1 protein-coding gene and 1 pseudogene are annotated in these 2,389 nt (G+C 65.6%); one reads left to right on the forward strand and one right to left on the reverse strand.

What is annotated here, in order from left to right; genetic code table 11:
- Nucleotides 1–119 precede the first annotated feature (119 nt).
- Nucleotides 120–1,712, forward strand: coding sequence for an MFS transporter (locus tag FMEAI12_RS28165; RefSeq protein ID WP_235014680.1), 1,593 nt, complete (start codon nt 120–122; stop codon nt 1,710–1,712).
- Between the two features lie 560 nt (nt 1,713–2,272).
- On the opposite strand, the pseudogene FMEAI12_RS40255 reads toward FMEAI12_RS28165, so the two are convergent.
- Nucleotides 2,273–2,389, reverse strand: a pseudogene (locus tag FMEAI12_RS40255) (IS5/IS1182 family transposase); the annotation flags it as partial.

Raw genomic sequence — 2,389 nt, forward strand, 5'->3', positions numbered from 1 at the left:
GGACGGGTCAGCCACAGCCCACGATCATCACCAGACCGCCGACCCGATCAAGCAACGGCCCCAGCGTGTCATCCCAACACATCAACCCAGCTCAGCGGACCAGCCGCGCGGACCCGTGAATGGATACCCCTGCACCTGTTTTATGGCCGGGGCAATTTTGCCAGCGCACCTTCTGGAGTACCTGTATGTCTGCTGACAGCGCGACCGCCGCCCCCGTGCGACCGGGCACCCCCGCGGCCCCGCCCACGAGCCATCACCTCGGCCTGGCTCTGTTCGTGATCGCCGCAGCACAGCTGGTGGTGGTCCTCGACGCCACGATCACCAACATCGCTCTACCCAGCATCCAGACCGATCTCGACGTGTCCGACGCGAACCTGGCCTGGATCGTCAACTCCTACGCGCTGGCCTTCGGTGGGCTGCTACTGCTCGGCGGACGCACCGGCGATCTCTTCGGCCGGCGACGAATGTTCCAGACCGGCATCGGGATCTTTACGCTGGCCTCACTGCTGGGAGGACTGGCCCCTAACGAGGCCCTGTTGATCAGCGCCCGCGTCCTGCAAGGCATCGGCGCCGCGCTCGCTGCCCCCAACGCGCTGGCCCTGATCACTACGACATTTCCACCCGGCAAGCCCCGTAATACGGCTATGGGTGTGTACGCCGCGATGGGAGGTGTCGGCGCCACAGTCGGTCTGCTGTTGGGCGGCACACTCACCGACGTCCTGAGCTGGCGATGGGTCTTCTTCATCAACGTCCCTATCGGCCTGGTCGTCCTCGCCGGAACCCGAAGCCTCGTCGAGGCCGAACGCGACCCGGGCCGCGTCGATGTCCCCGGCGCTGTCACGGGAACGGGCGGCCTGATCGCACTGGTCTACGGCATCACCCACGGCGGCGCGCACGGCTGGAGCGACAGCGCCACCCTGACCGCCTTCGCCGTGGCGGCCGTGCTACTGGTGACGTTCCTTCTCATCCAGGCCCGGACCGCCCACCCGATGATGCCGCTACGGCTGTTCCAGGACCGCAACCGGTCTGGTTCCTACGCCACGATGCTGCTCATCGGTGCCGGCATGTTCGCGACCTTCTACTTCCTGACGCTGTACATGCAGCTCATCCTCGGCTACAGCCCCGTCCGGACCGGCTTCGCCTACCTGCCCTTCAGCTTCGGCATCGCCATCGCCGCCGGTGTCAGCTCCAAACTGGTCACCCACGTCGCCCCCCGCGTGATCGCCGGACCGGGCCTGCTCGCGGCGGCCGCGGGCATGCTCTGGTTCGCCGCCCTCGATCCGGACTCCCCGTACGCCGGACACCTGATGCCGGCGATGTTCCTCACCGGGCTCGGCCTCGGCCTGAGCTTCGTCCCCATGACACTCGGCGCAGTCAGCGACGTTGCACACGAGGACTCCGGGATCGCCTCAGCACTCCTGAACACCGCCCAGCAGATCGGCGGAGCCCTCGGCCTCGCGGTCCTGTCGACCATCGCCACCTCCACGGCTGACAACAAGCTTTCTGAAGCCGCCGGAGCCCTCTACCAAGGCCTGGCCACGAACGACATCAACCTGATCGCGAGAGCACAGGACGCACTGACCCACGGCTACGCCATGGCCTTCGCTGCCGCCGCCGCGATGTTCCTCGCCGGTCTGATCGTCACCGCCACCGCCATCAACGCGGCCAGGCAACACCACACCGAGGATGCGCCTCCCGCACACATCGGCTGACCTGGCTGGCGGAGTGAAGTCCCACACGCTGGCCCCGCCAATCGCCACCGATGATCTCGTAACAGGCGAGTGGCACCCGGTGACGAGAACGCATGCCGAACGCGCTTCCCGACGGCGTGACGGCCGCGCTGCCCCGCCGATCTGTCTGTCGTCACCGCGCCCCATCAGAGCAGAGCGGCGATCGCGCCCGGTACTGTTGCGTCCCAGGAAAACGCGGCATGCCGGGTCGGGGCATTCCCTGCGGACGGTGCCGACCCGGCGTTCCACGATCGCGTTCGCCTGCGGTGACTGTGGTGGTGCGCGCACCACGTCGCCACTGATTTCAATCCCCCGCCCCTTATAGTGCGCCCAGCCCGTCGAAACTAGTCTCGATTTTCCTGTCCGTGGACTCACGCGCCATCCGATCAGAGTTATCCAGCCTCTTCCTCTGTAAATACCAAGCCATAAATTTACCTCTTGCCAAACATTTCAGATAAACTGATATAACCTCGTTAGGGTGATGTCGCCGACATGTTAGCTCGATAGTCTGGTGCCGCAGTAGTCGGGGTTTAGAGCTTGTCTCACGTGGCCAGTTTCTTCCAGCAGGTCAGCGTCGCTGCCAGGGCGAGGAATCCGAGGAAGTTGTGGCCGTTGCGTTCGTAGCGGATAGTGAGGCGGCGGTAGCCGCCGAGCCAGGC

This window comes from Parafrankia sp. Ea1.12 (assembly GCF_900465275.1).
GTDB lineage: Bacteria > Actinomycetota > Actinomycetes > Frankiales > Frankiaceae > Parafrankia > Parafrankia soli.